This is a genomic window from Methylobacterium sp. FW102-HT35C08, assembly GCF_058790235.1.
Genome location: NZ_JBYTCL010000002.1, coordinates 1,523,532 through 1,546,820, shown reverse-complemented (window position 1 = coordinate 1,546,820; position 23,289 = coordinate 1,523,532). Strand labels below are relative to the sequence as shown.

The 23,289-nt window shown below is 70.9% G+C and carries 16 protein-coding genes and 1 pseudogene; 12 read left to right on the top strand and 5 right to left on the bottom strand.

Annotated features, from left to right (window positions below; all coding sequences use genetic code 11):
* Positions 1-41: 41 nt before the first annotated feature.
* Complete coding sequence (locus AC3WSN_RS07360; protein WP_492536976.1) at positions 42-899, top strand: amidohydrolase family protein; 858 nt, start codon at positions 42-44, stop codon at positions 897-899.
* A 106-nt stretch (positions 900-1,005) separates the two neighbouring features.
* Here AC3WSN_RS07360 and AC3WSN_RS07355 read toward each other — a convergent pair.
* A pseudogene (locus AC3WSN_RS07355) lies at positions 1,006-3,054 on the bottom strand (methyl-accepting chemotaxis protein).
* A 101-nt stretch (positions 3,055-3,155) separates the two neighbouring features.
* Positions 3,156-3,515 (bottom strand): winged helix-turn-helix transcriptional regulator, encoded by a 360-nt coding sequence (locus tag AC3WSN_RS07350; RefSeq protein WP_192711287.1) that lies wholly within the window; start codon positions 3,513-3,515, stop codon positions 3,156-3,158.
* A 110-nt stretch (positions 3,516-3,625) separates the two neighbouring features.
* Here AC3WSN_RS07350 and AC3WSN_RS07345 point away from each other — a divergent pair, with 110 nt between their 5' ends.
* The gene (locus AC3WSN_RS07345) at positions 3,626-4,645 is read left to right on the top strand and encodes a zinc-binding alcohol dehydrogenase family protein (protein ID WP_492536974.1); all 1,020 of its coding nucleotides are present in this window, start codon (positions 3,626-3,628) and stop codon (positions 4,643-4,645) included.
* An 11-nt stretch (positions 4,646-4,656) separates the two neighbouring features.
* Entirely contained in the window at positions 4,657-5,082 is a 426-nt protein-coding gene (locus AC3WSN_RS07340; RefSeq protein ID WP_492536972.1) for a cupin domain-containing protein, read from the top strand.
* Positions 5,083-5,085: 3 nt separating this feature from the next.
* Here AC3WSN_RS07340 and AC3WSN_RS07335 read toward each other — a convergent pair whose 3' ends face one another.
* Entirely contained in the window at positions 5,086-6,264 is a 1,179-nt protein-coding gene (locus AC3WSN_RS07335) for an MFS transporter (RefSeq protein ID WP_492536970.1), read from the bottom strand.
* A 420-nt stretch (positions 6,265-6,684) separates the two neighbouring features.
* Between AC3WSN_RS07335 and uvrA the strand changes: the two genes are divergently transcribed.
* The 8 genes from uvrA (at position 6,685) to AC3WSN_RS07295 (ending at position 17,539) form a co-directional block, all read left to right on the top strand.
* Positions 6,685-9,798: an excinuclease ABC subunit UvrA gene (uvrA, locus tag AC3WSN_RS07330; RefSeq protein ID WP_492536969.1), complete on the top strand. Its 3,114-nt coding sequence runs from the start codon at positions 6,685-6,687 to the stop codon at positions 9,796-9,798.
* A 534-nt stretch (positions 9,799-10,332) separates the two neighbouring features.
* A complete protein-coding gene (locus tag AC3WSN_RS07325) occupies positions 10,333-11,313 on the top strand; it encodes a transporter (RefSeq protein ID WP_492536967.1) in 981 nt (326 codons plus the stop codon).
* A gap of 247 nt (positions 11,314-11,560) precedes the next feature.
* Positions 11,561-12,535: a S1C family serine protease gene (locus AC3WSN_RS07320; protein ID WP_238198958.1), complete on the top strand. Its 975-nt coding sequence runs from the start codon at positions 11,561-11,563 to the stop codon at positions 12,533-12,535.
* A 166-nt stretch (positions 12,536-12,701) separates the two neighbouring features.
* On the top strand, positions 12,702-12,962 hold the full coding sequence (locus AC3WSN_RS07315) for a GCG_CRPN prefix-to-repeats domain-containing protein (protein ID WP_492536964.1): 261 nt from the start codon (positions 12,702-12,704) through the stop codon (positions 12,960-12,962).
* Between the two features lie 276 nt (positions 12,963-13,238).
* Positions 13,239-13,385: a DUF1127 domain-containing protein gene (locus tag AC3WSN_RS07310; RefSeq protein WP_192711280.1), complete on the top strand. Its 147-nt coding sequence runs from the start codon at positions 13,239-13,241 to the stop codon at positions 13,383-13,385.
* Between the two features lie 75 nt (positions 13,386-13,460).
* Positions 13,461-14,888 (top strand): methylenetetrahydrofolate--tRNA-(uracil(54)-C(5))-methyltransferase (FADH(2)-oxidizing) TrmFO, encoded by a 1,428-nt coding sequence (trmFO, locus tag AC3WSN_RS07305; RefSeq protein WP_492536962.1) that lies wholly within the window; start codon positions 13,461-13,463, stop codon positions 14,886-14,888.
* A 50-nt stretch (positions 14,889-14,938) separates the two neighbouring features.
* The gene (locus AC3WSN_RS07300; RefSeq protein WP_492536960.1) at positions 14,939-16,156 is read left to right on the top strand and encodes a Zn-dependent hydrolase; all 1,218 of its coding nucleotides are present in this window, start codon (positions 14,939-14,941) and stop codon (positions 16,154-16,156) included.
* Positions 16,157-16,723: 567 nt separating this feature from the next.
* The gene (locus tag AC3WSN_RS07295; RefSeq protein ID WP_492536958.1) at positions 16,724-17,539 is read left to right on the top strand and encodes a glycosyltransferase family A protein; all 816 of its coding nucleotides are present in this window, start codon (positions 16,724-16,726) and stop codon (positions 17,537-17,539) included.
* Between the two features lie 108 nt (positions 17,540-17,647).
* On the opposite strand, the gene AC3WSN_RS07290 is transcribed toward AC3WSN_RS07295, so the two are convergent.
* A complete protein-coding gene (locus AC3WSN_RS07290; RefSeq protein ID WP_492536956.1) occupies positions 17,648-18,367 on the bottom strand; it encodes a CatB-related O-acetyltransferase in 720 nt (239 codons plus the stop codon).
* The gene (locus AC3WSN_RS07285) at positions 18,364-22,299 is read right to left on the bottom strand and encodes a glycosyltransferase (RefSeq protein ID WP_492536954.1); all 3,936 of its coding nucleotides are present in this window, start codon (positions 22,297-22,299) and stop codon (positions 18,364-18,366) included. Before AC3WSN_RS07285 ends, AC3WSN_RS07290 begins: the two co-directional genes overlap by 4 nt.
* A 345-nt stretch (positions 22,300-22,644) precedes the next feature.
* Here AC3WSN_RS07285 and AC3WSN_RS07280 point away from each other — a divergent pair, with 345 nt between their 5' ends.
* Positions 22,645-23,277 carry a PadR family transcriptional regulator gene (locus tag AC3WSN_RS07280; protein ID WP_492536952.1) on the top strand — a complete coding sequence of 211 codons (633 nt, stop codon included), beginning with the start codon at positions 22,645-22,647 and terminating at the stop codon, positions 23,275-23,277.
* Positions 23,278-23,289 lie beyond the last annotated feature (12 nt).

Genomic DNA, 23,289 nt, shown 5'->3' with positions numbered 1-23,289 from the left:
ACCGGACGATCCCCCCAGCCTCACTGGAGAGTCGCAAAAAAATGCCCGTCGTGGACATGCGCAGCCGGCCGACCTTCCTGCACCGGTTCTTCGGCGCCGAGCCCGACACGCCGGAATTCGGCGTCGCCCGCTGGCTGAACGCCCGGGTCGGCAGCCGGGAGGTGGAGCACTTCACCCGCGGCACGACGATCGCGGGCTTCCGCGCCGAGATGGACGGCGCCGGCATCGACGTCGCCGTCATGGTCGCCCGCTCGGTGCCGGGCGTGCGGATCACCAACGACGCGCTGGCGGAGGCCGCCCGGCACGACCCGAAGCGCCTGATCGGCATCGCCTCGGTGGATCCGGTGAAGCTCGGCCGCAAGGCCGCGGTCGCGGAGGCGCGGCGCGCCGTGACCGAGCTCGGCTTCAAGGGCATCAACCTCGATGCCGGCTTCTACCGCGAGGCCATGACGGCCGACGACGAGCGCCTGATGCCGCTCTACGAACTGTGCCAGGATCTCAAGGTCCCGGCCTTCGTGATGTCGGGGCCGACGACGCCGGACCTGCGCCTCAACGACCCGCTCGCGGTCGACCGGGTCGCCCGGACCTTCCCGAAGCTGCCGATCGTGTGCTGCCACGGGTTCTACCCGCGCGTCGCCGACATGGTGACGGTGGCGTTCCGCAACGAGAACGTCTTCGTCTCGCCGGACATGTACACGTTCGCGCCGGGCGGCGGCCTCTACGTCGAGGCGGCGAACGGGTTCATGAAGGACCAGTTCCTGTTCGGCTCCTCGTTCCCGTTCCGCCCGATGGTCCAGGGCGTCGCGGATTTCCGCGGCCTGGGCCTGTCCGAGGAGGCCCTGGACGCCGCCCTCTGGCGCAACGCCGACCGGCTCCTCGGGCTCGGCCTCGCCGCGTAGGGACAGTCCGGTTTCGAAAGGCCGAGACCTTTCGCGGGCACGGCCCGGATGTCGGGGCGCCCCCCGACACCCCGCCGAAGGGCCGAGCCCTCCGGAAATCCCGTCCTCAGGCCGCCCGGACCTGAGCCAGGAAATCCTCCACCGCGCCGCGCAGGTCGCCCGCCTGCCGGGAGAGGTCGCCGGCCGCCTGAAGCACCTGGGCCGAGCCCTGGCTCGCCGTGCCGGCCGCCGCGCCGACGCCCGCCATGTGCTTCGAGACCCCGCCGGTGTCCTGCGAGGTCTGTGCGGTGGTCCGGGCGATCTCCGCGGTCGCGGCGCCCTGCTGCTCGACCCTGGCGGCGATCTCGGCGCCGATCCGCGCCAGGGTGCGGATCACCTCGGTGATGCCGCCGATGGACCGGACCGAGGCCTCCGTCGATCCGGTGATCTCCGCGACCTTGGCGGCGATCTCCTCGGTGGCCCGGGCCGTCTGCTCGGCGAGGTGCTTCACCTCGGCGGCCACCACCGCGAAGCCGCGGCCGGCCTCGCCCGCGCGCGCCGCCTCGATGGTGGCGTTGAGCGCCAGAAGGTTCGTCTGGCCGGCGATCTGCGAGATCATCGCGACGATCTCCCCGATGCTGCCGGCGGCCTGGGCGAGGCGGTGCACCTCCCCGGCCATCCCGTCCGCATCCCGGGTCGCCGCGGCGGCGAGGTCGGCCGAGGCCCCGACCTGCACGCCGATCTCCCGCACCGAGGCGGTGAGCTCCTCAGTGGCTGCCGCCACCGTGTCGGCCGAGCGCGCGGCGGAATCCGCGGATTCTGCGACCGTGCGGCTGAGATCGGTCGTGTCCTGCGCGGCCCGGGCCATGCCGTGCGCGGCGGCCTCCAGCCGTCCGGCCGCCGCCGAGACCGCCGCCACGATGCTGCCGACCTGGCGCTCGAAGCTGTCGGCGAGGCCGCGGGCGGCCGCCTGCTGGGCGGCGCGGGTCTCGGCGGCCAGCCGCTCCTGCGCGGCCCGGGCCGCCCGGCGCTCGGCGACGCTGTCGCGGAAGGCGAGCGCGGCGGCGGCGATCGCCCGGACTTCGCGCGGGCCGCCGGACGGGATCGCCAGATCCTCCGTCCCCGCGTCGCGGCCGATCGCCGTCAGCACCCGCGCCATCCGGGTCAGCGGCCGGGCGATCGCGGTGCCGAGCCAGGCCGCGAGGCCGGCCGAGAGCGCGAACAGGACGAGCCCTCCGGCGATCCAGAGGGTCAGCATCCGGTCGGCCCGCGCGCGCACCGCGCCGGCGGCCGCCACGAGGTCGGTGGTCAGCCGGTCCTCCACGCCCTTCAAGGCGTCGATCCGCTGCGTGGCGAGACGGAACCAGGCGGGTGCGTCGCGGAAGGCCAGTGGCGTCCCCGGCATCGTTGCGTGCACGCCCTCGCGCAGGCGCGCCACCGCCCGGGCCGGCTCGGTCGCCTCGGCGTCGTCGAGCAGGGCCGCCTGTCCGGCCTCGGCCCCGGCCCGGAACAGGGCGGCATGGGTCGCCTGCTCGGCCGAGAGCGTGACGAGCCGGCGCGCGGCCGCGAGGTCCAGGCTGCCGGACGCGAAGGCGGCCGAGACGGCGGCCCGCTCCTGGCCCGCGGCCTCCTTGAGCGCCAGGAAGGCCGCGTAGGCGTTCGCCCGGGCGGCGAGGCCGGCCTCGTCGATCACCCCGCCCATCGCCCGCACCAGGCCCAGCCCCTCGCCGATCAGACCGGTGTAGAAGGCGGCCGCCTGCGGCGCGCTCGGGCCGAGCGCATCGATGGCCCGGCGCTGCGCCGCGAACCCGGTCAGCGCCGTGGTGAACCCCCTGCCGCGGGCCGCGAAGACCGGGCCGAAGCCGGTCGCGCCCGCCATGGCCTCGGGCAGGCCGGCCAGCGCCGCGTCGGTGCGCCCGCGCTGGGCCACCAGCTCCGGCCCGAACTGCGCACCCTTCGCGCCCAGGAACAGGCTGGAGGCGCCGCGCTCGCGCTGGGCCTCGTGCACGAAGGCGCTGATCCGCGAGGCGAGGTCGACCAGGCTCTCGACCCGGTCCATCTCGGCCCGCCGCGCTCACTGGTCCGATACCGCGAGGCCCGCCGCCCCCGCGAAGGCGAGGCACGGGGCGAGCGCCACCGCCAGGATGCGGGCGCGGAGCGAGGCGAGGATCGGCATCGGTGGATCTGGAAGTGTCCGAAAGGAGACACTTCACCATCCGGCCAAGTCTTAAAGAACCCGTTATAGATTTGCCGCCGTCGCCGGCCCGATCTGCCCAATCAAGCGGCGTCGTGGACGGTCTCTGCCTGATCGGCGTGCAGGTCCCCCCAGGTCTTCAGGGCGCGGATGACCGGTTCCAGGGAGCGCCCGCGCGCCGTCAGGCTGTATTCGACCTTGGGTGGGACTTGAGCGTAGACCGTCCGGGTGATCAGGCCGTCCGCCTCCATTTCGCGCAGCTGGTTCGTGAGCATGCGCTGGGTCACGCTGGTCAGCCGCCGGCGGATCTCGTTGAACCGCAGAGTCCCCTCCAGCAGGTGATAGAGGATCACGCCCTTCCACTTGCCGTCGATGAACCGGAGGGTCGCCTCGACGGCGCAGCCGGGGCTGCAGGCGCCGGCGTGATGGCGGGTGCGCGGCATGGCGATGTCTCCGACGGTATCGTTTTTGGCACTATCGGCGTTTTATGTGCGTACTTGCGGTTCGTGAAGGCGGGCGGCATCTCCTGCGGCGACAGCCCGAGGAGACCACGATGCGCGCCGTCGGCTACCGCAAGTCCCTGCCGATCACCGATCCCGAAGCCCTGGTCGATTGCGACCTGCCGCAGCCCGAGCCCGGCCCGCGCGACCTGCTGGTGAAGGTCGAGGCGGTCTCGGTGAACCCGGTCGACACCAAGGTCCGGCGTCGGGCCGAGCCGGAGGAAGGCGGCGTCAAGGTGCTCGGCTGGGACGCGGCCGGCACCGTCGTCGCCGCGGGCGCGGAGGTCGCGGGCTTCGCCGCGGGCGACGCCGTGTACTACGCGGGCGACCTCACCCGGCCGGGGACGAACGCCGCGTACCATTGCGTCGATGCCCGCATCGTCGGGCACAAGCCCGCAAGCCTCGACTGGGCGCAGGCCGCCGCCCTGCCGCTCACCGCGATCACCGCCTGGGAGACCCTGTTCGACCGGCTCGATGCGGGAAAGCCCGTGCCCGGGGCCGCCCCGGCGATCCTGATCGTCGGCGGCGCGGGCGGCGTCGGCTCGGTGGCGATCCAGCTCGCCCGGGAGCTCACCGACCTCACCGTGATCGCCACCGCGTCGCGGCCCGAGACGGCGCAATGGTGCCGGGATCTCGGCGCCCACCACGTGGTCGATCATTCCAGGCCGCTCGCTGCCGAGGTCGCGTCCCTGCGGCTCGGCGCGCCGGGTCTGGTCTTCTCCACGACCAACACCGACGCCCACCTCGCCGCGATCGTGGATCTCATCGCCCCGCAGGGCCGCCTCGCCCTGATCGACGACCCGGAGCGCCTCGATGTCGGGCTCCTCAAGCGCAAGAGCCTGTCGCTGCACTGGGAGTTCATGTTCACCCGGTCGATGTTCGCCACCGCCGACATCGCCGCCCAGGGTGCGCTGCTCGACGAGGTCGCCCGCCTCGTTGACGCGGGCCGCCTGCGCACCACCCTGGGTGAGCATTACGGCCGGATCGACGCCGCGAACCTGAAGCGCGCCCACGCGCTGATCGAGAGCGGGCGGGCCAAGGGCAAGATCGTGCTCGAAGGCTTTGCGGACTGAGGGGGGACGCGATGGCGGAAGCGGCGGGGACCGGGATCTTCGACGTGGCGGCGCTGGCGGCAACGCTGCCCGAGCGGGCGCAGACCCTCCTGGTCGACACCTACCTGACCAACCGGGAGGCCGCGAGCGCCCGGGTGTTCCGGGTCTACCGGCCGACCCCGCCGCACTATCACGCCACCTGCGACGAGTACCTCTACTGCCTCTCGGGCCGGGGCCGGGTTTGGCTGGGCGATCCGGCTTCCGAGACGGCGTTCGGCCCCGGCCAGCTCCTGTTCTTCGAGAAGGGCACGGTCCACGCGATGCCGGAGATCGCGCCCGGGGCGCCGGTGGTGTTCCTGTCGATCGACACGCCCCGGCGGGCGCCCACCGACATCATCTTCGTGAACCCGGAGGACGGCAGCCCCGCCACCTTCATGGCGCGCAACGCCGAGGCGTGAGCCTCACACCCGCAGGGACCGCCCGGCCGCCGCTACGCCGAGGAGCAGGGCCGCCACGATCAGGAGCGCTGCGGGCAGGCCGAGCGCCTGCGCGGCGAAGCCGATCAGCGCCGGACCCGCCAGCACCCCGGCATAGCCCAGCGTCGTCACCGCCGGCACGGCCACGCGCGCGGGCATTGCCCTCTGGCGGCCGGCGGCCGTGAACAGGACCGGGACGATATTGGCGCAGCCCGCCCCGACCAGGGCGTAGCCGGCCAGCGCCGCCTCCCAGGCCGGCACCAGGACCGAGAGCGCGAGACCTGCGGCCGCCAGCAGGCCGCCGAGGACCACCACGCGCCGACGGCCGAGCCGGGCCACCACCCGGTCTCCGCCGAGTCGCCCGGCCGTCATGGTCACCGAGAAGGCCGCGTAGCCCAGCGCCGCCCAGGCCGGGTCGAGACCGCGCTGCTGAATCAGGAACACCGCGCTCCAGTCGAGGGCCGAGCCCTCGGTGAGGAACACCACGAAGCACAGCAGGCCCAGCACCAGCACCGGGCCGCGGGGCAGCGCGAAGGCGGGCCCGCCGCTTCCCCCTGCCCCGCCGGCCGGCAGGATGCCCGGCCAGGCGGCCGCGAACAGGGCCACGATGCCGGCGACCAGGATCAGCACGCTCCAGCCGGCGCCGAGACCGGTGCCCAGCAGGACGCTGGCCAGCAGCGCCCCCAGGATGCAGCCGAGGCTGTAGAGGCCGTGGAAGCCCGACATCATCGGGCGCCCGGCGGCGCGCTCCACCGCGACGGCCTGCAGGTTCATGACACAGTCCACCGCCCCCATCCCGGCCCCGAACAGCAGCAGCGCCCCGGTGAGCGGCACGAGCCCGGAGCCAACGGCCAGCACCGGTAGGGCGAGGCCGATCGCGAGCGTGCCGGCGAGCAGGACCGGCCGGAAGCCGAGCCGCGCGGCCGCCACCCCGGCGCACGGCATGGTCAGGATCGAGCCGATGCCGAAGGTGAGGAGCAGCAGCCCGAGCCCGGCCGCATCGAGGTCGGCGCGGTCCTTCACCAGCGGCACCAGCGGCGCCCAGGTGGCGTTGGCGAGGCCGACGATCAGGAACAGCAGCCGGGTGGACAGCCTCTGCTGGGCTGCGGCCCGGTCGTCGGCCCCAGGGATGGCGACCGGATCGGTCAGGTCGAGCGCTGGCATCGCTACCGGTCGGGGTGTGGATCTGAGGGCGGGATTTGGCGACGTGGATCTCAGCCCCGCGGTGCAACACCGAAGGTGGGCCAAGGTTTGGCGAACATAGGGCCGCCGGACTCTGGTCTCGGCCGTTGGCTGCGCCGCGTCCGCGCGAGCGCTGCGAGGTGGCCCAGGGTAGCGCGCGACTGGTCTGCGTGGCGCGCTCTCCGGATTGCTTCGCTGCGCTCGCCAAGACGGGTGATCGTTCACCGAGTGGTTGCCGCCGTACGCGTTTCGTTCTAGCAAGGGCGGCGCATGACGGGCCTGCGTCCCGCCGGCCGCATCTTGCCGTGAGCCTTCTCGGGCTCGACATGAGGCCGTTGCGGCGGCTGGCCCGCGCGCGAATCCGATCTGACCGCGTCGACGCCTCGAAAGACCGCCGCCCTCATGGCCAAAGCCCAAGCTGGAAGTCGTGCCGCAAGCCGCGCCGACGCCGCCAAAGCCGCTCCCAAGTCGCCCGTCAAGGCGGTCCCGGCCAAGACAGCTCCTGTGAAGGCAGCCCAGCCCAAGCCGGCCCGCGCGAAGGGCGAGGCGTCCGCTGCCCGGACCGAGGCCGCCGTCGACGCCAAGCTGGCCGCCCTGTTCGATGCCGCGCCGGCTCCTGCCGAGGACCGGCGGGTCATTGCGATCCGCGGCGCCCGCGAGCACAATCTCAAGAACGTCGACCTGACCATCCCTCGGGACAAGCTCGTGGTGTTCACCGGGCTGTCGGGCTCGGGCAAGTCGTCGCTGGCCTTCGACACGATCTACGCCGAGGGGCAGAGGCGCTACGTCGAGTCGCTCTCGGCCTATGCCCGCCAGTTCCTGGAGATGATGTCCAAGCCCGACGTCGACCAGATCGACGGGCTGTCGCCGGCGATCTCCATCGAGCAGAAGACCACCTCCAAGAATCCGCGCTCCACCGTGGGGACGGTCACCGAGATCTACGACTACATGCGCCTGCTCTGGGCGCGGGTCGGCATCCCCTACTCGCCGGCCACCGGCCTGCCGATCGAGAGCCAGACCGTCCAGCAGATGGTCGACCGGGTGCTGGAGCTGCCGGAGAAGACCCGGCTCTACCTGCTCGCGCCCGTGGTCCGTGGGCGGAAAGGCGAGTACCGCAAGGAGATCGCCGAGTACCAGAAGAAGGGCTTCCAGCGGCTGCGCGTGAACGGCGAATATTACGCCATCGATGACGTGCCGAAGCTCGACAAGAAGTTCAAGCACGACATCGACGTGGTCGTCGACCGCATCGTGGTCCGCGCCGATATCGGCTCCCGGCTGGCGGATTCCTTCGAGACCGCGCTGGAGCTCGCCGACGGCATCGCGGAGGTCGTGTTCGCGGACGCGCCCGAGGGCGAGACGCCCCGGACCATCACCTTCTCGTCGCGCTTCGCCTGCCCGGTCTCGGGCTTCACCATCGCGGAGATCGAGCCGCGGCTGTTCTCGTTCAACAACCCGTTCGGCGCCTGCCCGACCTGCAGCGGCATCGGCCACGAGATGCGGATCGACCCCGAGCTGGTGATCTCCGATCCGGCCTTGAGCCTGAAGCGCGGCGCGGTCGGCCCCTGGGCGAAGTCGACCTCGCCGTATTACGGCCAGACGCTCGACGCGCTGGCCGAGCATTTCGGCTTCAAGACGAGCGTGCCCTGGCAGAGCCTGTCGGAGACGGCCCGCGCCATCGTGCTGTACGGATCGAGCAGCCAGGCGATCCGCTTCGCCTACGACGACGGGTTGCGCAAGTACACGGTCACCAAGCCGTTCGAGGGCGTGATTCCGAACCTGGAGCGCCGCTACAAGGAGAGCGATTCCGACGCCGTCCGGGAGGAGATCGGCCGCTTCATGAGCGAGACGCCCTGCGCCGCCTGCGGCGGCAAGCGGCTGAAGCCGGAGGCGCTCGCCGTGAAGGTCGCCATGGCGGACATCGCCGACGTGACGGCCCTGTCGGTCTCGGAGGCCCATCGCTGGTTCTCCGAGCTGCCGGGGAAGCTGACCACGAAGCAGAACGAGATCGCGGTCCGAATTCTGAAAGAGATCCGCGACCGACTGACCTTCCTGGTGGATGTGGGCCTGGAATACCTGACGCTCGCCCGCGGCTCCGGGTCGCTCTCGGGCGGCGAGAGCCAGCGCATCCGGCTCGCCTCGCAGATCGGCTCCGGGCTGACCGGCGTGCTCTACGTGCTGGACGAGCCCTCGATCGGCCTGCACCAGCGCGACAACGAGCGACTGCTCGGCACGCTCAAGCGCCTGCGCGACCTCGGCAACTCGGTGATCGTGGTCGAGCACGACGAGGACGCGATCCTGCAGGCCGATTACGTGGTCGATGTCGGCCCGGGCGCCGGCATCCACGGCGGCGAGATCATTGCGCAGGGTACTCCGGCCGAGGTGCTGGCGAATCCCGCCTCACTCACCGCGAAATACCTCACCGGCGCGATGGCGGTGCGCACGCCGACCGCCCGGCGGAAGGGTCGCAAGGGCAAGCTCGGGCTGTTCGGCGCGCGGGGCAACAACCTGAAGGACGTGGATGTCGAGATCCCGCTCGGCACCTTCACGTGCATCACCGGCGTCTCGGGGGGCGGCAAGTCCACCCTGGTGATCGACACCCTCTACAAGGCCGTCGCCAAGAAGCTGAACGGCGCCCTGGAGCACCCGGCGCCCTACGGGCGGCTGGAGGGGCTGGAGCATCTCGACAAGGTCATCGACATCGACCAGTCGCCGATCGGGCGCACGCCGCGCTCGAACCCCGCCACCTATATCGGCGCCTTCACGCCGATCCGCGACTGGTTCGCGGGCCTGCCGGAGGCCAAGGCGCGGGGCTACCAGCCCGGCCGCTTCTCGTTCAACGTCAAGGGCGGGCGCTGCGAGGCCTGCTCGGGCGACGGCGTCATCAAGATCGAGATGCACTTCCTGCCGGACGTCTACGTCACCTGCGACGTCTGCAAGGGCAAGCGCTACGACCGCGAGACCCTGGAGGTGAAGTACCGGGCGAAGTCGATCGCCGACGTGCTCGACTCCACCGTCGAGGAGGCGGCCGAGCTGTTCAAGGCGGTGCCGGCGATCCGCGACAAGCTCGAGACCCTGAAGCGGGTCGGCCTGCACTACGTCCATGTCGGCCAGCAGGCCACGACCCTGTCGGGGGGCGAGGCGCAGCGGGTGAAGCTGTCCAAGGAGCTGTCGAAGCGCGCCACCGGCCGCACCCTCTACATCCTCGACGAGCCGACCACCGGCCTGCACTTCCACGACGTCGCCAAGCTCATGGAGGTGCTCCACGAGCTGGTCGACCAGGGCAACACGGTGGTGGTGATCGAGCACAACCTCGAAGTGATCAAGACCGCCGACTGGGTGATCGACATGGGTCCCGAGGGCGGCGACGGCGGCGGCAGGGTGGTGGCGCAGGGCACGCCGGAGCAGATCGCCCGCTCGACCGCGAGCCATACCGGCCGGTTCCTGCGCGAGGTGCTGGAAAGGCGCCCTGCCCCGCAGGCCGCGCCCCGCGCCGCCCGCCGCAGCGCCGCCGAATAGGCCCGGGCGTCCACGTCCCCCGACAAGCCCGAAGCGAGGCGGCAAATTCTGCCCGGTCCAGGCCGCCAAGGCCTGGCCGGGCGCCCGCGGCCGAACCTGATTCGGGCTGTCGGATACCAGTCCGGGTCCCGCACGGCCCATTTCGGGCGGCCGGTCCGGTCCCGGCGCCCGGTCGCCCCGGCGGCGTCCCGCCCGCGCCGGATTTGCCGGATTCTCCCGTGACTCGGGGGGACAACAGCTTGACCATTCAACGATATTTTGCCGAACCGATGATCGCGGCTCGGGCCTGTGGACAGTGTTGCATCGCCGCAAAAATGCGGCTTTTGCGCAACGGTTCGGCCAGTTTTGCCGTTTCGGCGAGCATTCCACTGTCTTTCCGCAGGTCTCTGTAGAATAGTCGCAGACGTTGAGACGGGCAGGCTCCGTGGGGGTGCTCGGCAGGTCCGAAGCCGGCAGCCGCGATAGGCGAGCAGACCGGCAGGGAAGTGCCGAATGCGGGACGGATGCCTTGAGACCTTGGGAAGGAATGAGAAAATGATGAAGAACTGGCTCGCGGCCGGCACGGTCGCGCTCACGGTCGGCATGACTTCGACGATCGCGCAGGCGCAGTCCACAACGGTTCCGGGCGAGCAGGTCGGCCTCGCCGTCGGCGCGCCGCTGCCGGAAGGCATCTACGCCATCAACACATTCACCTTCCGCCGCACCGACGGCCGGAACGATCCCGACACGTCCGTCAACATCCCGGTCCTCGTGTGGTCGACCCCGTTCGTGCCGTTCGGCGGCCGCCTTGAGCTGCTCGTGGCGGCGCCGACCGTGTTCGCCTTCTCCCGCAACCCGGCGGGCGTAGCCAATAAGGACATCTCGATCAACGTCGGCACCTTCGTCGGCGGCATCTGGGCGTTCGACCTCGGCAACAACTTCGGCGTCAGCTTGCTCGGCGGCGTGTACCTGAACGACCTCAACGGCGACCGCGGTTCGATTATCACGCCCACCGGCGCGACGGCCACCCCGGTCCTGCCGCAGCTCTCCTCCAACACCTACCGCTTCGGCGTCGCCGGCAGCTACACCGGTGACGGCTGGAACCTGACTGCCAACCTGACCGCCAACATCTACGACTCGCCCGGCCGTTTCCCCGGCCAGGTTGGCGCGCTGCTCGGCCCGATCCGCCTCTCGGACGCCCTGAACTTCGACCTCACGGCAACCAAGAAGTTCGGCAACTTCGAGATCGGCGCCATCGGTTACGGCACCTACAACTTCGACATCAGCCAGTTCAGCGCAGCGGCCAACAACCGCGGCCGGTTCGCCCTCGGCGGGCTCATCGGCTACGACTTCAAGGTCTTCACCGTCCAGGCCTACGTCGCCCGCGACGTCGTGACTGGCCTGCAGACCACCAACGCGTTCGGCCGCACCCGCAGCGACTACTCCACCGACGGCTGGATCCGGTTCATCGTGCCGCTCTACTCGCCGGCCCCGGCCGCGTCGCCGGTCCCGGCCGCGCTCGTCCGCAAGTACTGAGGCTCTGGTCTCCCGCCGCAATCCGGCGGGAGATCCGGTCCCTCCGAACACGCCGTCCCTCCGGACGGCGCACCGCCCGGCTCCGGCCGGGCGGTTTTCGTTCGTGCCCGTGCGGCGAATGGCGTGCCGGTGCCGGTCCGTGGGTGTCACGGACCGCGCGAACATCCTATCTTGTGCCCTTTCGCGCGATCGGTGCCAGCCAGGACAGGGCCAGCCAGGACGCGGATGGACGAGCCGAAGGACGATCATGGCGACGCAGGGCGAGTGGAAGATCCCCGCGCAGGCCCAGCCCAGGCCTGCCGATTACGGCTACGACCTCGACCGGGCCCTGTCGGCGGTGCTGGCCCTCTCGGCGCGGATCCCGGAGGGCGCCTTCACGGCCGAGACCCTCGGCACCGAGCGGGCCGGCAACGGCGTGGTGATCCGCGAGGACGGGCTGGTGCTCACCATCGGCTACCTCGTCACCGAGGCCGAGAGCGTCTGGCTCACCACCCGGGACGGCCGCTCGGTGCCCGGCCACGTGCTCGGCTTCGATGCCGCCACCGGGTTCGGTCTCGTCCAGGCGCTGGGCGATCTCGGGGTCCCGGCCCTGTCGCTCGGTCGTTCGGCCGGGCTGAAGACCGGCGACCGGGCCGTGCTGGCCGGCGCGGGCGGACGCCAGCGCTGCGTCGCCGTCGAGGTCGTCGCCCGGCAGGAATTCGCCGGCTACTGGGAATACGTGCTGGATGAGGCCCTGTTCACCGCCCCCGCGCACCCGCATTGGGGCGGTACCGCGCTGATCGGCCCGGAGGGCGACCTGCTCGGGATCGGCTCCCTGCAATTGCAGCAGGGCGGCGCCAGCGGCGCGCGCCCGATCAACATGGTGGTGCCGATCGACCTGCTGCCGCCGATCCTCGACGACCTCGCCACGCGCGGGCGCGCGAACCGTCCGCCCCGGCCCTGGCTCGGACTCTACGCCACCGAGAGCGAGGAGGGCATCGTCGTGATGGGCCTCGCCGATGGCGGACCGGCCGAGACCGGCGGCCTCCAGGCCGGCGACGTGATCGAGGCGGTGGCGGGCGAGCCGGTGGCGGACCTCGCCGCCCTGTTCCGCAGCGTCTGGGCGCTCGGCGAGGCGGGGGTGCGGGTGCCGCTCACCGTCCGGCGCGAGGGGCGGGGCGTGAAGCTCGCCCTGGTCTCCGGGGACCGGGAACGGTTCCTGCGCACCCCGTCCCTGCACTGAGGCCGCCATCGCTGCGCCGCAACCTCCGCGGTGCGGACGGCGTTGCCGGGATGCCGCCGCGAGCCTGTACCGGACACAACTTCTGGCTCAGCGTCGGTTCAGGTGGCGGAGCCGAATCTTCATCGACCGGCTGCCGATCCGCCGGACGTAATGAGGAGATCGAGTCATGACGATTCTGAGCGCACCGCGCGCGAAGGCGCTCGTGATGGCCGCCGCGATCGCCGGCGGCCTGGGGTTCGCGGGCACCGCCGAGGCGGCGGGCGGCTGCGGCCCCGGCTTTCATCCCAATCCCTGGGGCATCTGCCGTCCGAACTGGGGGCCCCGCCCCTACGGCTACTGGCGCCGGCCCGTCTATTATGGCGGCTACGTCCGGCCGCGCCCGTTCTACCGGCCCTACGGCTTCTACGGACCGCGCCCGTTCTACTGAGACCCGGAAGCGGTCGATCGGCGTATCGGGGGGCGTTCCGCCGCGAGGCGGGACGCCCTTCGCGCGTCCGGGACCGCGTTTCTACATGCGCCCAAAGAATGACCATCCGGAATGGTTGGCGGTTTCTTAAGCCAGTTATGCAATTCTCGCAGGGCTGATGCTTGACCTTTTGACTCCTGTTGCGCTGCAGTCGGCCTATATGTGCATTGCACCAACAAGAGGCAGCGATGCGCAATGAGGCGCCATCGTCTGCCCGAGCAGAGGTCACAGCACACCATGTCCGCCGCCCGTAGCGTCCTGAGCCGCGTCCGCGCTTATCTCCGGTACCGCGACACCATCACCCAGCTCTCCCGCCTGTCGGATCGCGACCTCGCCGATCTCGGCATCAACCGCAGCGAGATCCGCGGCATCGCCCGCGTCTGATCCCAGCCATCGCGAGAGCCGTCCGAAGGACCGCCGCCCGTTGATCCGGGCGGCGGTCCTTCGCTATTCTCAGACATGACACAGACCATTCACATCGTCGGCGGCGGTCTCGCCGGATCCGAGGCGACCTGGCAGGTGGCGGAGGCCGGCCACCGCGCTGTCCTCCACGAGATGCGCCCGGTGCGCGGCACCGAGGCCCATCAGACCGACGGGCTGGCCGAACTCGTCTGCTCGAACTCGTTCCGGTCGGACGATCCGGAGGGCAACGCTGTCGGGCTGCTCCATCAGGAGATGCGCAGCTTGGGTTCGCTGATCATGCGGGCGGCCGATGCCAACCAAGTGCCGGCGGGCGGGGCGCTGGCGGTCGACCGCGAGGGCTTCTCCGCCGCGGTGACCCGCGCCCTGGAGCAGCACCCCAACGTCACCCTCGTCCGCGGGGAGGTCGAGGGCCTGCCGCCGGAGGGATGGGGGCCCTGCATCGTCGCCACCGGCCCGCTGACCGCCCCGGCGCTGGCCGAGGGCATCCGTGCGCTCACCGGGGCCGAATCCCTCGCCTTCTTCGACGCCATCGCGCCGATCGTCCACCGTGACTCGATCGACATGGACGTGGCGTGGTTCCAGTCCCGCTACGACAAGCCGGGTCCCGGCGGCACGGGGGCCGACTACCTGAATTGCCCGATGGACCGCGCGCAGTACGAGGCCTTCGTGGACGCCCTGGTGACGGGCGAAAAGATCGGGTTCAAGCAGTGGGAGGGCACGCCCTATTTCGACGGCTGCCTACCCGTCGAGGTCATGGCCGAGCGCGGCCCCGAGACCCTGCGGCACGGCCCGATGAAGCCCGTCGGCCTGACCAATCCGCGCGATCCGCTGGTCAAGCCCTGCGCGATCGTGCAGCTGCGCCAGGACAACGCGCTCGGCACCCTCTACAACATGGTCGGCTTCCAGACGAAGCTGACCTATGCCGAGCAGGTGCGGATCTTCCGCACGATTCCCGGCCTGGAGCGGGCCGAGTTCGCCCGCCTCGGCGGCCTGCACCGCAACACCTATCTCGACAGCCCGCGTCTGCTCGATGCCACGCTCCGGCTGAAGGCGCGCCCCGCCCTGCGCTTTGCCGGCCAGATCACCGGCTGCGAGGGTTATGTCGAGAGCGCCGCGGTGGGGCTGATGGCCGGCCGCTTCGCGGTGGCCGAGGCTGCCGGCCACCCGCTCGCGCCCCTGCCCCAGACGACCGCCCTGGGGGCGCTGATCGCCCACATCACCGGTGGCCACGTGGCGGCGGACGGTGAGGCCAACGCCCCACGCTCGTTCCAGCCGATGAACGTGAATTTCGGCTTGTTCCCGCCCCTGGAGCGGGCGCCCCGCAACGAGACCGGCCGACGCCTCCGCGGGCCGGAGAAGGCCGCCCTGAAGAAGCGGGCGCTGACCGACCGGGCCCGGGCCGACCTCGCCGCCTGGATGGGCGGTGCGCAGGGTGAGGCGGCAAGACCTGCAGCGGCGGAATAGCCCGCCGCACGGGGCTTGCACAGCCGGAACATCCAGCCCCCGGGGACCGCATGACCGAGATCGACACGCAAGCCTTCATCGATACTGAAGCCTTCCTGGCCGACCTGTACGCCCTGCGCGAGATCGGCCGGTTCCGCACCGGCGTCCACCGCCCGACCTTCTCGGCCGAGGACATGGAATCCCGCCGCTGGCTGATGGCCAAGCTGGAGGCCTGCGGCCTGGAGGCCTCCATCGACGGGATCGGCAACGTCCTCGGGCGGCACCGCGGCCCCGGCCCGCATCTCTTGGTCGGCAGCCACATCGAGACCCAGAACGAGGCCGGCTGGCTCGACGGGGCGCTGGGGGTCGTGGCCGGGGTGGCGCTCGCCCGCGCCGGCCTGCCGGTCGACGTGGTCGCCTTCGCCGACGAGGAGGGGCATTTCTCGGGCGGCTTCCTGGGCAGCCGCTCGGCGATCGGCGACCTGACCGAGGCCGAGATCGACGAAGCCCGCAACCGCACCGACGGCACGCCCCTGCGCGACGCCCTGGCGAATGCCGGGCTTGCCGGCCTGCCCCGGATGCAGCTCGACCCGGGCCGCTACCGCGGCTTCCTGGAGATGCATATCGAGCAGGGCACGCAGCTCGAATCCGCCGGCCTGCACCTCGGGGTGGTGAGCGGCATCGTGGCGATCTGGCAGTTCCGGATCGATTTTTCCGGCAACCAGGACCATGCGGGCGGCACCACCATGGCCGAGCGCCGGGACGCCGGGCTCTCGGCGGTGCGACTCCTGGCGGCGATCGACCGCGAGTTCCCGAAGGTCTGCGGCCCGCGCAGCACCTGGACCACGGGGCGGATCACCCTGGATCCCGGCGGCTTCAGCATCATCCCGGGCCGCGCCGAGGTGTTCTTCCAGTTCCGCGACGTGTCGATGCCGGTGCTGGAGCGCATGGAGGCCTGCCTGGAGGCGCTGGTGCGCGAATCGAACCGGCGCGAGCGCTGCCCCGCCACGCTGACGGCCCTCTCCAAGGCGATCCCCGCCCCCTGCGACCCGGCACTGATGCGCGCGCTCTCGGAGGCCGCCGAGGCGGTCAGTCCCGGCGGCTGGCAGGTGATGCCCTCGGGCGCCGGCCACGATGCCCAGAACGTCGCCCGGATCCTGCCGGCCGCGATGCTGTTCGTCCCCTCGATCGGCGGCATCAGTCATCATTGGGCGGAGGATACCAGCGACGCCGACCTCGTGTTGGGGGTCCGGGCGCTCGGCGCGGCGGCGGCGCACGCGCTGAGATGATCGGTTCGGTGTGAGGAGCCGCCTGTCGAAGCACCGGTCCGTGCGCTGAGCGGGCTCGCCGCGCCGTTCCGATAGGCTGCAGGACAAGCACAAGCCGCGGCTCGGCCGCCGCTTCGGCTTGGAGGGCGGCGGAGCGTCATCCGGATCTGAGGATCTGCCGGATCCTTCGGATTCCGTGTCGATGCCATAAACCACGTCTGCATCCGGCTTCCGGACGCGACAGCCGCGTGACGTCCGGTTGCAATTTTTTGATCTCGTTCAATCTGTTTATACCGACAGCATTAACTCATATAGAACTTCCTATCTGTCTTAATTGTAATATATGTGAGTTGCTGGGCATCAAACGCTTTTATATACATCTTAATTTGGTAAACTTGACGAAAAAATCCCTAAAATGTAACAAAGACAGCGCGATCAAGGTCTGATCAGGTTCAAAAAGATCAAATTCGTACATGAGCGAATTTATTTTTACTGCTTTAAATGACTTATCGCTCGTCTATTTATCACGGTGTTTGGAAAATATTACCAGTGATGTCCTTTCGGTGATCGTGCGAGGGAAGATTTGAGATGTCGCAACCTTTGTCGGTCGGGGTGATCATCCCGTCCCGTCTTCAGCACGTCGCCGCCGGCGCTCAGACCGACAGATATTTTGTCGACCGGGCAATCACCAGCGCGCTCGACCAGATAGCCGTTGCGGAAGGTCGCGCCCGGTTGACCTTCATCATCGGCATCGATGCCGATGCGGACATCCCCGTGTCCCTAGCGGAGCGGAGCGATGTCATCTGGGCGCGCAGCGAGACCCGCTCGCAGGCCGGAGCCCTGAATGCGGGAATCGACGCGGCGGCGGATCGTTTTGACTACATTGCCTTCTTGGAGGACGACGATTGGTGGGACCGGAATTACTTGACCTGGGGTCTCAATGCTTTGAAACGCTATGATTTTGTTTCCACGACCCAGCTTGAGGTCGATGAGAATGGCACGATCATGCGCATCAACGACTTTCCAACACCCTCAGGCTGGCTGATGCCGTCCAGCACCCTCCGGCGGGTCGGACGGTTCGATCCTACCATGCGCTGGCATCTCGATAACGAATGGCTCGGTCGATTGGGCGACAGCGGCTTGAAACGTTGCCACCTCATCGACGCCTTGGCCCCGGCGACCTTCGCGATGGCGGAACAGGTCCGACCCTGGATCACCAATGTCGTGCGCTTTGGTGGGGCTAGCCTGGAGCTGCAGCGCCACACGATGCTGGCACCCCTTGTCACCCGGCTTGTCCATGCCCGCTCCGGCATGGCCCGCATCGCTGCCGATCCAGCCTTCGCGGAGCAGAGTGCGGCCGAATACGCGGTCCTGACGCGCCGGTACGGCCGCATCCCCTGGTGAGACGGCCGATTCAGAGACGCGGACGAGTTTCGAGCGAAATTTCGCACCGCGGAGGCGCGTCTTCCTGTCCCCGACCTGCGACGATCGCGGCCGACAACCTGCTGACCCTCACCCCCCCGGCACCAGCGACTGGATCGGGATCAAGTCCGGCCGGTATTCCTGCATGCCGCCGGCGATCCGCTCCTCCACGGCGTCGAGGAATTTTTCCGGGTCGGTGATCGAGCACTGGCGCAGGTCCCAGAAGGCGTAGCGCCACCATTGCACCTTCAGGTAGCGCTCGATCAGCGCGTCGGGGAAGCGCATCTTCACGATCCGGGCCGGGCTGCCGGCCACGATCGCGTAGGGCGGCACGTCCTTGGTCACCACCGCCATGGCGCCGATGATCGCCCCGTCGCCGATCGTGATGTCGGGCATCAGGAAGGCGCCGTGGCCGATATAGACGTCGTTGCCGATGCGCACGCGCTTGGGCCACAGGTAGGGGCCGCAGATCTCGTAATCCTCCGCCCGCGGCTCGAGGCGGTCGAACACGGCTGAGTGGTGCGTGTAGAACAGCGGCGAGGTCGAGCCGCAATGGACCGGGTGGCTGCCGCGCCCGACCTGGACGCTCTCGCCGATCGAGCAGTAGCGGGCGATGTCGGCGCCGAAATAGTAGCCGCTCACCGCGTACGAGAAGGCCCCCATGGTGAGGCAGTAATCGATGCCCATCCACTTGATGCTGCACGGCGGCTCGAAGGTGCAGTCCTCCGGCAGGCCGAACGGGGCCGGGTGCAGCACCGAGATGCCGCACCGCAGCATCTCCTGCTTCATGTCCTCGTTGACGGAGATCATGCGGCGTCCTCGTCGATGGGGCGTTCCGTCCCGGCTGGCGCCGGGTCCAGACCGTAATAGGCTTGCCTCAGATCGCCGTATTCGGCGGCCTGGATCGGCCCGGAGAGCCGCCCGGTTTCCGAGACGTCGATGGCCAGCAGCCGGTCGTTGAAGGCCGCCGGGTCGGTGACCAGCGCGTAGGGCAGGCGGTGGCCGTTCGGGTAGGCAGAGAGCCGCTCGCCCGGGGCACCGAGGTCGAAGGCGACCACCGGCAGGCCGGTGCGCAGAGCCAGCGTCAGCGCGTACGAGTAGGTCTCCGGCCAGATCGCCGGAAGCAGGACCAGGTCGGCCGCGACGCGCCAGACCATGTCGAGCGCCTCGTGGTCGCCGACATAGCGCCCGGTCTCGGTGACGCCTGCGCGTTCCAGGCCGCCCGTGAGCGCCGGGTCGGAGAAGCCCACGATCGAGAACCGCAGGGGCAGCTTCCGGTCCTGCGCGTCGGTTGCCAGCGCCTGCAGGAACAGGCCGCCCTTCGTCGCGCTGATGGCGCCCAGCACCGCGACCCGCCGCACGCGTCCGGGCCGCTGCAGGGCGGTGTCGCGCACGGCGCGCTCCGGCTCCAGATGCGGCCGCACCGTGATCGCCAGGTCCGGGTATACCCCCCGGATCCGCGCCGCCGTGTCGGCGGACGGCGCAAACACCCGCGCCGCCCCGGCCAGGAACGCCCCGAACGCCGCCCGCCGCTCACCCGGATCCGGCTCCTCGAACCCCTCCGCATCCGCCGCCAGGCACGCCCGGCATTCGGCGACCGGCGCCAGGCCGCAATAGCGCCCGTCCGGCTGCACCAGGTGGTTGCGGTGGCAGACCGGCGAGTAGTCGTGCAGCGTCCAGGCATAGGGCCGGCCCGAGCCCGCCACCAAGTCCATCAGCGCCCCCGCCGCCGCCCAGCGCAGCCCCGCCAGCGAGTGCACGTGGATCAGGACCGGCGCCAGCGCCGCGATGAAGCCCGACAGCGTCTCGGCGTCGCGCGGCAGGTACAGGCTGCCGAGGTTGGGCAGGTACAGGAACTCGGCGCCCCGGTAGGCGACCTGGACCTCGAGGTTGCGGGTCCGGTCGATCTGCAGCAGCACCACCGACAGGCCCTCGGCCCGGGCCTTTGCGATCATGTCGTCGATGTGCCGCTGGATGCCCCCGCCCCAGCTGTGGGTCACGTACAGCAGCGCCCGGCCGGCGCAGTGCCGGGCCAGCCGGGCGAGGTCGAGGCGCGCCCGCCCGCCCCGGCCCGGATCGGCCTGGACGAACTGCCCGACGCGGGCCGGGTAGTCGGGGTGCTTGGACAGCAGCGCCGCCTGGCCCTGGTCGTACTCGCCGCCCTCATCCAGCCCGAACGAGATCTGGCCGGCATGGTAGACGTAGACGTCCTCGGCGAGCAGGTTGACGAAGCCGGCCTTGGTGGCGCGCAGGCACCAGTCGTTCTCCTCGCCGTAGCCCTTGCCGAAGGCCTCGGCGTCGAGGGGGCCGACGGCGTCGAGCGCTTCGGCGGTCATGTACATGCAGAAGCCGACGCCGGTGGGCACGGGCACGGCGCGGCCGCGATTGATCTGGGCGGCCAAGCGGTCGAGATCGGGCCGGTCGATCTCCAGCGGCATGGTGTTGTTGGCGTTGAAGCGCGGGTAGGAGCAGATCGTGGCGTTGTTGGACAGCGGCGTGACGCTGCCCACGCGCGGGCGGGCGGCGCCTGCGGGTTCCGCATCGGGCTCGGCCTCGGGTTCGGCATGGGCGACGAGGTGGTCGAGCCAGTCGCCGAAGACCTGGGCGTCGGAGTTGAGCAGGACGACGGCGCGGCCCTGGCGGAGGCCGAGGGCGCGGTTGACCGAGCGGACGAAGCCGAGGTTCTGCTCGTTCTCGACGAGGTGGAACAGGCCCCTGCGGGCGAGGTCGGCCAGCTCGGCGGTGAGCTGCGGGTCGGGGGAGCGGTCGTTGACGGCCAGCAGGGTGAAGGGAGTTGTCTGCGGGGCCGACAGGCAGGCGTGGATGGCGCGCAGGGTCTCGCCGCGTCCCTTGTAGACGGGGACGATGACGACGACGCGGGCCTGATCGATGGGCAGGGCTTGCGGCAGGCCGTCCCAGTCCTGGGCTGCGGGGGCGGTCATGGGCGGGGCGGTGCCCAGATCCTCGGGCGCGGCCAGCAGCCCGGCCGCCCGCCCGGTCCGGACGTAGTGCAGGAACGGCGACTCCCCCGGGCCGAACAGGTGACCGTAGGTCTCCGCGTAGAAGACGGTGGAGAACGCCGCGCTGGGATCGCGCCCCTCGTGCTGGCCGTAGGCGACGAAATGCGCGAGCGGCCCGCCCTCGGCGGTGGCGGCGTCGGGATTGCGCTTGGCGTAGTAGGCGGCGTCGAAGAACGGCGCGATCTCCCGGGTCTCGTCGGCGAGCGCCGCCTCCCGCGAATCCGGCGTCCCGGAGCGCGGGTCGAAGGCCCCGGCCGCGATGTCGGTGCCGTGCATCAGCGCCGTGGCGAGGAAATGGACGAAGGGCGCGAGGCCGGTCTCGCGCACGCCCGGATGCGCCGCGAGATAGGCCTGCCCGTTGAAGTCGGGCCGTGGGTTTCGGCCCCTGCGCCAGCCGGTGTCGCAGTAGTCGCGCACCGCGTCGGCCTCCGCGGGCAGCCCGTAGCGCGCTCGGTAGAAGCCGTGGTCGAAATGCCCCGCCACCAGCCGCGCCTGCAGCTCCAGCAGCGCCCCACGCGCCACCGGCTCGGCCCCGATCGCCCCCAGCCAGCCGGTGTCCTCGACGGGCGCCCGCGCCGGACGCAACCCGCACACCCGCAGCAGCGCCGCCAGCGTCGAGCGCCCCGGCCCCGGATCGCGCAGCTCCCGCCAGCCCAGACCGGCAAAGTGCAGGTACGGCTCCCGCCCGCCCACATCCGGGTAGGTCGCCCGGTACCAGGCCTCATCCACCGCCGGCACGTTCAGCCGCTCCGGCTCGGCAAACGGCGCGCGCCCGGACAGACGCGTCTCGGCCACGTAGCGGAAGAACGGGTCGTCCGCGACCGCCCGGCTGCCGGCGCGCGCCTGCACGAAGCCGGCCGGGTCGAAGTCCGGACGCGGGCTGACGAGCGCCCGCCAGCCGCCCTCGACATAGGCGCGCAGCAGCTCCGCGTCCGTGGCGCCGGCCCAGGCCTCCGCCTGCGCGGCGCTCAGCCGCCGCCGGTAGTGGGCGGCGTCGAAGTAGGGCGCGAGCGTCGCGACCCGCAGCGCCAGCGCCTCGGCCGGCTCCGGCCGGGCGGCTCCGCCGTGCAGGACGTAGTGCACCAGCGGGTTCTGGGTGGCGTAGGTGATCTCGCGGGTCAGGCAGTAGGCCAGGGTGTCGAAGCGCGGCGACGGCTCGCGGCCCTCGCGCCAGCCCGAGGCCATGTAGTGGTCGACCGGATCGACGCCGGCGGCCGCGAGGTCGGGGTTGCCGGCGAGGTAGAACGGCCCGTCGACGAGGCGGCGGGCGAGGCGCTCGGCCTGGGCGGTGTCGGGCTTCGGCAGGGCCGCGCCCGCGCCCGTGTCGGCGCCGCCCGTCCGTCCGGACCGGCGCCTGTGCGTCGAGAGGGCGTGCAGGAACGGGTTGATGCCGGCCCGGGCGAGATGGGGCCGGGCGGCGAGGTAGGCGGCGGAGGAGAAGTCGGGCCGCGGGTCGCGGCCCTCGCGCCAGCCCCGGACGAGGTAGTCGCGCACCGGATCGGCCGCGATCCCGTACCAGCTCGCGTAGAAGCCCGCATCGAAAGACGGCGCCAGCGCCGCGACCAGACGGGTCTCGAGGTCGTCGGTCTCCGTCGCGTCCGCACCGGCCCAGAGGCGGTGCAGGGCCGCCGGACTGGCCATCGGATCGCGCAGCCGGCCGAGGCGGCGCCCGATCCGCCGCAAGGCCGACACCGGGCCATCTCGGTCGGAGTCGCGGCGCATCTCAGGATTCTGCGGAGGAACGGTCGCCACGAGCCGTCACGGGGCGCGGCATCCCTCGGCCGCCCTCGGGGCGGGCGCGGTCGAGGCGCAGGTCTCGGATCGGTTCATGGGCGGCAGCCGGCGGGCAGCGTCGGGAGCGCAGGGCGCGCGAGGGGATGAAGGCGTCGATGACCCGTCGCACTAACGGAACCGGCGGAATCCGTAAACCGTGGTCGACCGAGGGGGACCGCGCTCCGCCGCAGCGGCAAGCCCGAGGAGCAATGCCTGCCGCTAACTCTTTCCCTTGCTGGCCACGAACTTTCGTTATATCTAAAAATACGACATATCGAAATTGGATCGAAATAGATGCATCCTTCGTTCCTGGACGCGTTCCACGCCGACCCCTTCGACGCTTATCGCTTCCGCGCGCATCGCGGCCCGATGGGCGCGGATCCGCGCGGGCGGCACGGTCCCCATGCGCCTCACGGCCGCGGTCCCGGCGACCGGCGGATGTTCGGCCGCAGCGGCCGCGGCGATCTCGCGCGCTTCTTCGCCCATGGCGACCTGCGCCTCGTCATCCTCCACCTCATCGCCGAGAAGCCGCGGCACGGCTACGAGATCATCAAGGCCATCGAGGAGCGGGTCGGCGGCGCCTACAGCCCGAGCCCCGGCACGGTCTACCCGACGCTCACGCTCTTGGAGGAACTCGGCCACGTGACGGTCACGCCCGGGGAGGGGACCAAGCGGCTGCACACGATCACCTCGGAGGGGCAGAGCTTCCTCGACGGCAACCGCGCGACCCTCGAGGCAATCCTCGCCCGGATGGCCGAAGCGGAGGCCGCCCGCGGCGACGGGCCTCCGCCTTCGGTGGTGCGCGCCAAGGAGGGGCTGAAGCTCGCCCTGCAGATGCGGCTCGCCCGCGGGCCGCTCAGCGCCGACCAGGCGGCGGCGATCACGGCGGCCCTAGAGGTGGCCACCGCCGCGGTGGAGCAGGCGTGAGGCGCTGCGATC

Excerpts from the sequence above, each read along its gene's own strand:
- AC3WSN_RS07295 (WP_492536958.1), top strand. The coding sequence starts at position 16,724 with ATGTCGCAACCTTTGTCGGTCGGGGTGATCATCCCGTCCCGTCTTCAG.
- AC3WSN_RS07335 (WP_492536970.1), bottom strand. The coding sequence starts at position 6,264 with ATGCCAGCGCTCGACCTGACCGATCCGGTCGCCATCCCTGGGGCCGAC.
- AC3WSN_RS07315 (WP_492536964.1), top strand. The coding sequence starts at position 12,702 with ATGACGATTCTGAGCGCACCGCGCGCGAAGGCGCTCGTGATGGCCGCC.
- uvrA (WP_492536969.1), top strand. The coding sequence starts at position 6,685 with ATGGCCAAAGCCCAAGCTGGAAGTCGTGCCGCAAGCCGCGCCGACGCC.
- AC3WSN_RS07280 (WP_492536952.1), top strand. The coding sequence starts at position 22,645 with ATGCATCCTTCGTTCCTGGACGCGTTCCACGCCGACCCCTTCGACGCT.
- AC3WSN_RS07325 (WP_492536967.1), top strand. The coding sequence starts at position 10,333 with ATGATGAAGAACTGGCTCGCGGCCGGCACGGTCGCGCTCACGGTCGGC.
- AC3WSN_RS07320 (WP_238198958.1), top strand. The coding sequence starts at position 11,561 with ATGGCGACGCAGGGCGAGTGGAAGATCCCCGCGCAGGCCCAGCCCAGG.
- AC3WSN_RS07310 (WP_192711280.1), top strand. The coding sequence starts at position 13,239 with ATGTCCGCCGCCCGTAGCGTCCTGAGCCGCGTCCGCGCTTATCTCCGG.
- AC3WSN_RS07285 (WP_492536954.1), bottom strand. The coding sequence starts at position 22,299 with ATGCGCCGCGACTCCGACCGAGATGGCCCGGTGTCGGCCTTGCGGCGG.
- AC3WSN_RS07345 (WP_492536974.1), top strand. The coding sequence starts at position 3,626 with ATGCGCGCCGTCGGCTACCGCAAGTCCCTGCCGATCACCGATCCCGAA.
- AC3WSN_RS07360 (WP_492536976.1), top strand. The coding sequence starts at position 42 with ATGCCCGTCGTGGACATGCGCAGCCGGCCGACCTTCCTGCACCGGTTC.
- trmFO (WP_492536962.1), top strand. The coding sequence starts at position 13,461 with ATGACACAGACCATTCACATCGTCGGCGGCGGTCTCGCCGGATCCGAG.
- AC3WSN_RS07350 (WP_192711287.1), bottom strand. The coding sequence starts at position 3,515 with ATGCCGCGCACCCGCCATCACGCCGGCGCCTGCAGCCCCGGCTGCGCC.
- AC3WSN_RS07340 (WP_492536972.1), top strand. The coding sequence starts at position 4,657 with ATGGCGGAAGCGGCGGGGACCGGGATCTTCGACGTGGCGGCGCTGGCG.
- AC3WSN_RS07290 (WP_492536956.1), bottom strand. The coding sequence starts at position 18,367 with ATGATCTCCGTCAACGAGGACATGAAGCAGGAGATGCTGCGGTGCGGC.
- AC3WSN_RS07300 (WP_492536960.1), top strand. The coding sequence starts at position 14,939 with ATGACCGAGATCGACACGCAAGCCTTCATCGATACTGAAGCCTTCCTG.